This window comes from Apibacter sp., assembly GCF_025291155.1.
GTDB lineage: Bacteria > Bacteroidota > Bacteroidia > Flavobacteriales > Weeksellaceae > Apibacter.
Map to the genome: position 1 here is coordinate 1 of NZ_JAMBJZ010000100.1, position 6,222 is coordinate 6,222.

7 protein-coding genes are annotated in these 6,222 nt (G+C 30.1%); all 7 read left to right on the forward strand.

What is annotated here, in order from left to right; translation table 11 throughout:
• Positions 1-631, forward strand: a 631-nt coding sequence (gene lpxA / locus M3Z80_RS08620) for an acyl-ACP--UDP-N-acetylglucosamine O-acyltransferase (protein WP_293919196.1), incomplete at its 5' end; no start/stop codon positions are given.
• A 36-nt stretch (positions 632-667) separates the two neighbouring features.
• A complete protein-coding gene (efp, locus tag M3Z80_RS08625) occupies positions 668-1,234 on the forward strand; it encodes an elongation factor P (RefSeq protein ID WP_293919197.1) in 567 nt (188 codons plus the stop codon).
• Positions 1,235-1,257: 23 nt separating this feature from the next.
• The gene (locus M3Z80_RS08630) at positions 1,258-2,169 is read left to right on the forward strand and encodes a UDP-3-O-(3-hydroxymyristoyl)glucosamine N-acyltransferase (RefSeq protein WP_293919198.1); all 912 of its coding nucleotides are present in this window, start codon (positions 1,258-1,260) and stop codon (positions 2,167-2,169) included.
• Positions 2,170-2,209: 40 nt separating this feature from the next.
• Positions 2,210-3,082: a succinate--CoA ligase subunit alpha gene (gene sucD, locus M3Z80_RS08635; protein ID WP_293919199.1), complete on the forward strand. Its 873-nt coding sequence runs from the start codon at positions 2,210-2,212 to the stop codon at positions 3,080-3,082.
• A 27-nt stretch (positions 3,083-3,109) separates the two neighbouring features.
• A complete protein-coding gene (locus tag M3Z80_RS08640) occupies positions 3,110-3,694 on the forward strand; it encodes a porin family protein (protein ID WP_293919200.1) in 585 nt (194 codons plus the stop codon).
• Positions 3,695-4,242: 548 nt separating this feature from the next.
• Complete coding sequence (locus M3Z80_RS08645) at positions 4,243-4,464, forward strand: DUF2795 domain-containing protein (protein WP_055424695.1); 222 nt, start codon at positions 4,243-4,245, stop codon at positions 4,462-4,464.
• Positions 4,465-4,558: 94 nt separating this feature from the next.
• Positions 4,559-6,222: preprotein translocase subunit SecA (locus M3Z80_RS08650; RefSeq protein WP_366519875.1), on the forward strand; the 1,664-nt coding region annotated here is incomplete at its 3' end.

Consider the following 6,222-nt stretch of genomic DNA (forward strand, 5'->3'; position numbering starts at 1 on the left):
CTGCAAAATATTTCCGGGAGCAGTGATTTCGGCAGAACCTCAAGATTTAAAATATAAAGGAGAAAAAGCACTCACGTTTATAGGAGATAATACAGTAATAAGGGAATGCGTTACCGTGAGTAGAGGAACTTCAGATAAAATGCAAACCGTAATTGGAAATAATTGTCTGATTATGGCTTATTCTCATGTTGCTCATGATTGTGAAGTAGGTAATCACTGTATTTTTTCCAATAATACAACCTTAGCCGGACATATCACAGTGGGTGATTATGTGGTTATGGCAGGTATGACAGCAGTTCACCAGTTTTGTTCTATAGGAAATCATGCTTTTGTAACAGGGGGGTCTTTAGTCAGAAAAGATATTCCTCCTTATGTAAAAGTAGCTAGAGATCCATTATCTTATGTAGGCATTAACTCTGTAGGATTGAGAAGAAGAGGATTTAGTTCCGATAAAATTGCCGAAATACAAAATATATATAGAGTTATTTTTCAAAATAAACTAAATATTACTCAAGCTTTATCAGTAGTAGAAGCAGAATTTGAGGCAACACCAGAAAGAGATGAAATTATCCAATTTATACAATCAAGCATGAGAGGTGTAATGAGAGGATTTAATGCACAAGGATTATAAAAATTAATAATATAAAAAAAATTAAATTATACACATATGGCTGGAATGGGAGATATTAAAAAGGGACTTTGTATCAATTTTAACGATGATATTTATAAAGTGATTGAATTTTTACATGTTAAACCCGGAAAAGGTCCGGCTTTTGTAAGAACTAAATTAAAATCTTTAACATCAGGTAAAGTTGTTGATAATACTTTTTCAGCAGGAAGTAAAATAGAAGATGTAAGAGTTATAACTCGTAAATATCAATATTTATACGATGATGATCATGGATTCCATTTTATGAATAATGATGATTTCTCTCAAATTTATATTGATAAAAACTTGATTGAAAATTCACAATTTATGAAAGCCGGAGAAGAAGTGATGATTATCTTAAAAGAAGAAGATGAAACTCCTTTATCTGCTGAATTACCTGCAAGTGTAATTATGGAAGTAATAGAAGCAGAACCGGGTGTAAAAGGAAATACAGCTACGAATGCACTTAAAAATGCCGTTATTGAAACTGGAGCTAAAGTCTTAGTACCTTTATTTATCGAAGTAGGTGAAAAAATTAAAATTAATACAGACGATGGCTCTTATATAGAAAGAGTAAAAGAATAAAATATTCGTATAATTATTAAAAAATGAAATTTCCACATTCATACACACTAAAAAACATTGCATCAATTATAGGATGTCGTTATATCGGAAAAGAAGATTTTCCAATATATGGAACTAATGAAATTCACCGAGTAAAAGAAGGAGAGATAGTTTTTGTAGACCATCCGAAATATTATGATAAAGCTTTACAAAGTAAAGCAAGTGTAATATTAATAAATAAAAAAGTAGAATGTCCGGAAAATAAGGCACTTCTTTTATCTGAAGATCCTTTTAGAGATTTTAATAAAATTAATGACTATTTTGTGAAATTTATACCGCAAAATAAGTTACTTTCTGACGATGCTAAAATTGGAAAAAATACAATTATACAACCTGGTGTTTACATAGGTAAAAATGTTAAAATAGGTGATAACTGTATTATTTTCCCAAATGTAACTATACATGATAATACAATCATAGGTAATAACGTTATCATACAATCAGGCACCATAATCGGAGGAGATGGTTTTTATTATAAAAACAGAGTAGATTATTATGATCGTTTAAAATCTGTTGGAAATGTAATTATAGAAGATTATGTAGAAATAGGATCTAATTGTACTATTGATAAAGGAGTGACCGATTCAACAATTATTGGAGAAGGGTCAAAATTGGACAATCTTATCCAAATAGGGCATGATACAGTTGTAGGAAAAAAATGTTTGATAGCATCACAAGTGGGTATAGCCGGTTGCTGCAACATAGGAGATGAAGTAACCATTTGGGGACAAGCAGGCTTTGCTTCATCGCTTACTATTGGAAGGAAAGCAGTCATACTTGCTCAATCTGGAGTATCAAAAAATTTAGAAGCAGGTAAAACATATTTTGGTTATCCAGCAGAAGAAGCTAAAAAGAAATTAAAAGAATTGGCTACTCTTAAAAGATTAGTTAAATAAGATTAATTAGAAATTTGTCAAACCCATAATTTATAAAACTATGTCAGTCTTAGTTGATAAAAATTCTCGAGTAATTGTTCAAGGATTTACTGGAAAAGAAGGTACTTTTCATGCTGAACAAATGATTAATTATGGTACGAATGTAGTTGGAGGGGTGACACCTGGAAAAGGAGGAACTATTCATTTAGATAAACCCGTTTTCAATACAGTTAAAGATGCAATTGATCGTACAGGTGCCAATACCTCTATAATTTTTGTTCCCCCTGCCTTTGCAGCCGATTCTATAATGGAGGCTGCCCAAGCTGGAATAAAAGTTATCATATGTATAACGGAAGGCATTCCTGTTAAAGATATGGTTGAAGTAAAGAATTATCTTAATTCATATGATTGTGTATTAATTGGTCCTAATTGCCCAGGTATAATATCTGCTGAAGAAGCAAAAGTTGGTATCATGCCAGGTTTTATATTTAAAAAAGGAAAGGTTGGGATTATTTCCAAATCAGGAACATTAACATACGAAGCTGCAGACCAAGTTGTTAAAGCCGGATTTGGTATTTCTACAGCTATCGGAATAGGTGGAGATCCTTTGCTTGGGACAACAATTAAAGATGCTTTGGAATGGTTTATAGAGGATAAAGATACGGATTGTATTGTGATGATTGGAGAAATAGGAGGCCAACTGGAAGTCGATGCAGCCTATTGGTATAGGTCTCTCCATACATCAAAACCTATTATAGGATTTATTGCAGGTATAACTGCACCTAAAGGCAGAACTATGGGACATGCCGGAGCTATTGTTGGTGGAGAAAATGATACGGCACAATCAAAAATGAAAATTATGAAAGAGTGTGGTATTCATGTAGTTAATTCGCCAGCAGAAATTGGAAAAACTGTATATAGCGTTCTTAATTAAATTTATATTTACAATAAAATACTAATTATGAAAAAAAGTGTTCTTTTATTTTTAGTAGCACCCGTTTTATCTTGTTCTCAGATGAGATTAGGTGTTAGGGGTACTATACATAGTTCAAATATATCAAAGGTTCATAAAGAATCCAGTAACAGAATTGCTGGATCAGTAGGTGTTTTAGCTCAAATAAAATTAGACTATTACAATCAATTTTTTATTCAACCTGAAATTTCTTATTCTCTTCAAGGTGAAAAAGATAAAATTAAAACTTCTGATAATCAGAAAATTGATTCTAAATTTTATCAAAATTATATAAATATACCTATATATTTTAGAGCATATTTTTCAGGTGATGATAGCGATTTTTTTGGAGAAATAGGCCCACAAATCGGAGTACTTATTTATCAAAAAGATAAAGAGAAAGAAAAAATGCAATATGGATCTAATCCTAAAAATTTGGATTTTTCTATTGGAGCCGGAGTAGGGTATAGCATAAATAGAAAATCTGAATTTTTCTTACGTTATAATTATGGATTAGTGGATATTTATAATAAATATTGTAACAAACAAGATACTTCTGTTATTGCACTTGGATTTGCATATATTTTTGATTAGTAAATGATTTTCTTAGATTAGTCAAAATGTACTTTTTTTTTTAGCTATAATATTGATAAAATTAGCTAATAAAATAAAATCAATTCAATAATTTGAATAAAAATATTATTTTTAATTGAAATCATACTATGTAAACTTGACAATTAATGAAAATTTGTCATGTACATTAGATGTCATTTTTGGCATATGAATTATTATATTTTCTAATATAAATAAATTTCTTTTTTCATTTAAATAAATATTTAAATGATATGATTCTATTCATATTTTTATGTATAAATATGCATAATTTTATATTTAAAATTATGCATTTATTTATTTTATTATCTTATTATTTTGTTTTTTTCTTTGATTAGATTATTAATTTTTAATTTGTTAACTTGTAAATTTATTTGAATTATCTAATGAAATTATTAAAAGCACTATAATAATTAGGTCGGAAATTATTACATTTTTTATGAAATAGAAATAAAAAATATAAATAACTAATTTGGCTTGAAGTTTGATGTGTGGAACAAAAAAATTAATCATAATATAAATTTTACCTTATGTATTGGACCTTAGAATTAGCATCTTATCTAAGTGATGCACCGTGGCCCGCCACAAAAGATGAATTAATTGATTATGCTATAAGAACGGGAGCCCCTTTGGAAGTAGTAGAAAATCTACAAGCAATTGAAGATGAGGGAGAAATATATGATAGCATTGAAGAAATATGGGCGGATTATCCAACTGATGATGATTTTCTCTGGAACGAAGATGAATATTAATTGAAAAGCCCTAGCTCGTTTAGGGCTTTACTTTTCATATTTCATACTAAAAGCTTTTTTTAGTACATTTGTAAGTATAAATTAATTACACGTAATGAATATATTAAATTCAGTTCTCAAATTATTTATTGGGGATAAACATAAAAAAGATCTTGCACAATTAAATAAATTTCTAGATAAAATAAAAAAAGAAGAAGAAAGTATTTCATCTTTATCATTCGATGATCTAAGGTATAAAACCGTTGAGTTTAAAGAAAAAATTACTCAAGCAACTTTAGAGCTTAAGAATAAAATTACAGAATTGAAGGAGCAAACTCAAAAAGTTGATAATATAGATGAAAAAGAAAGATTATATAGTGAGATTGAAAAATATGAGAAAGAATCATATCAAATAGAAGAAAAAATATTAGAAGAAATTCTTCCTCAAGCCTATGCTTTAATTAAAGAAACAGCCAGAAGGTTTGCTGAAAATGAGTTAATTACAGTTACTGCAACTGATTTTGATAAAACCTTAGCATTATCCAAAGACTATATTACCATTGATGGAGATAAAGCTTTATGGAAAAATTATTGGAATGCTGCTGGTAAAGATGTTAAATGGGATATGATCCATTATGATGTACAGTATATAGGTGGAACAGTTTTGCATCAAGGAAAAATTGCCGAAATGGCAACCGGTGAAGGTAAAACTTTAGTAGGAACTCTTCCTATGTATTTAAATGCTTTACCCGGACGTGGTGTTCATGTAGTAACCGTAAATGACTATTTGGCAAAACGAGACTCTGCCTGGATGGGGCCTATATTTGAATTCCACGGGCTGAGAGTTGATTGTATCGACAATCATCAACCGAATTCAGAATCAAGAAGACAAGCCTATTTGGCAGATATTACCTACGGAACCAATAATGAATTTGGTTTTGATTATTTGCGTGATAATATGGCTAATTCTCCCACAGATCTAGTACAGCGAGAACTTAATTATGCCATAGTGGATGAGGTGGATTCCGTACTCATTGATGATGCTCGAACACCATTAATTATATCAGGGCCAGTTCCTCAAGGAGATAAACAAGAATATCAAGAATTAAAGCCTATTGTTGAAACCATTTTTTCAGCTCAAAAAAATGAAATTTCAAAGTTATTTCAAGAGGCTAAACAATTAATTGCCTCAGGAGATAAAAAAGAAGGAGGATATAAATTGTATCAAGTATATAGAGGACTGCCGAAACATAAACCTTTAATAAAATACTTATCGGAAGAAGGAAATAAAGCAATTTTGTTAAAAGCTGAAGCCTACTTTATATCGGATAATAATCGAATGATGCCTGAAGCCGATAAAGATTTATTTTTCTCAATCGATGAAAAAAACAATCAAGTTGAACTTACAGATAAAGGAATAGAATTTTTATCAAAAGGAAACTCAGATCCAAACTTTTTTGTATTAGAAGATTTAGGAACTATATTTGCTGACATAGAAAATAAAAATCTCTCAAAAGAAGAAGAGCATAAAGAAAAAGAAGAATTTTTGAGATATTTTGCCATTAAATCTGAAAGAATTCATTCCCTGAATCAATTATTGAAAGCCTACACTTTATTTGAAAAAGATGTAGAATACGTAGTAATTGATGGTCAAGTTAAAATCGTTGATGAACAGACCGGGCGTATTATGGAAGGTCGACGTTATTCTGATGGATTACACCAAGCTCTGGAAGCGAAAGAAAATGTAAAAGTAGAAGCAGCAACACAAACCTTTGCAAC

What these genes read in the sequence shown, in the direction of transcription:
- sucD (WP_293919199.1), top strand. Translation starts at nt 2,210, where the DNA reads ATGTCAGTCTTAGTTGATAAAAATTCTCGAGTAATTGTTCAAGGATTT.
- M3Z80_RS08645 (WP_055424695.1), top strand. Translation starts at nt 4,243, where the DNA reads ATGTATTGGACCTTAGAATTAGCATCTTATCTAAGTGATGCACCGTGG.
- efp (WP_293919197.1), top strand. Translation starts at nt 668, where the DNA reads ATGGCTGGAATGGGAGATATTAAAAAGGGACTTTGTATCAATTTTAAC.
- M3Z80_RS08630 (WP_293919198.1), top strand. Translation starts at nt 1,258, where the DNA reads ATGAAATTTCCACATTCATACACACTAAAAAACATTGCATCAATTATA.
- M3Z80_RS08640 (WP_293919200.1), top strand. Translation starts at nt 3,110, where the DNA reads ATGAAAAAAAGTGTTCTTTTATTTTTAGTAGCACCCGTTTTATCTTGT.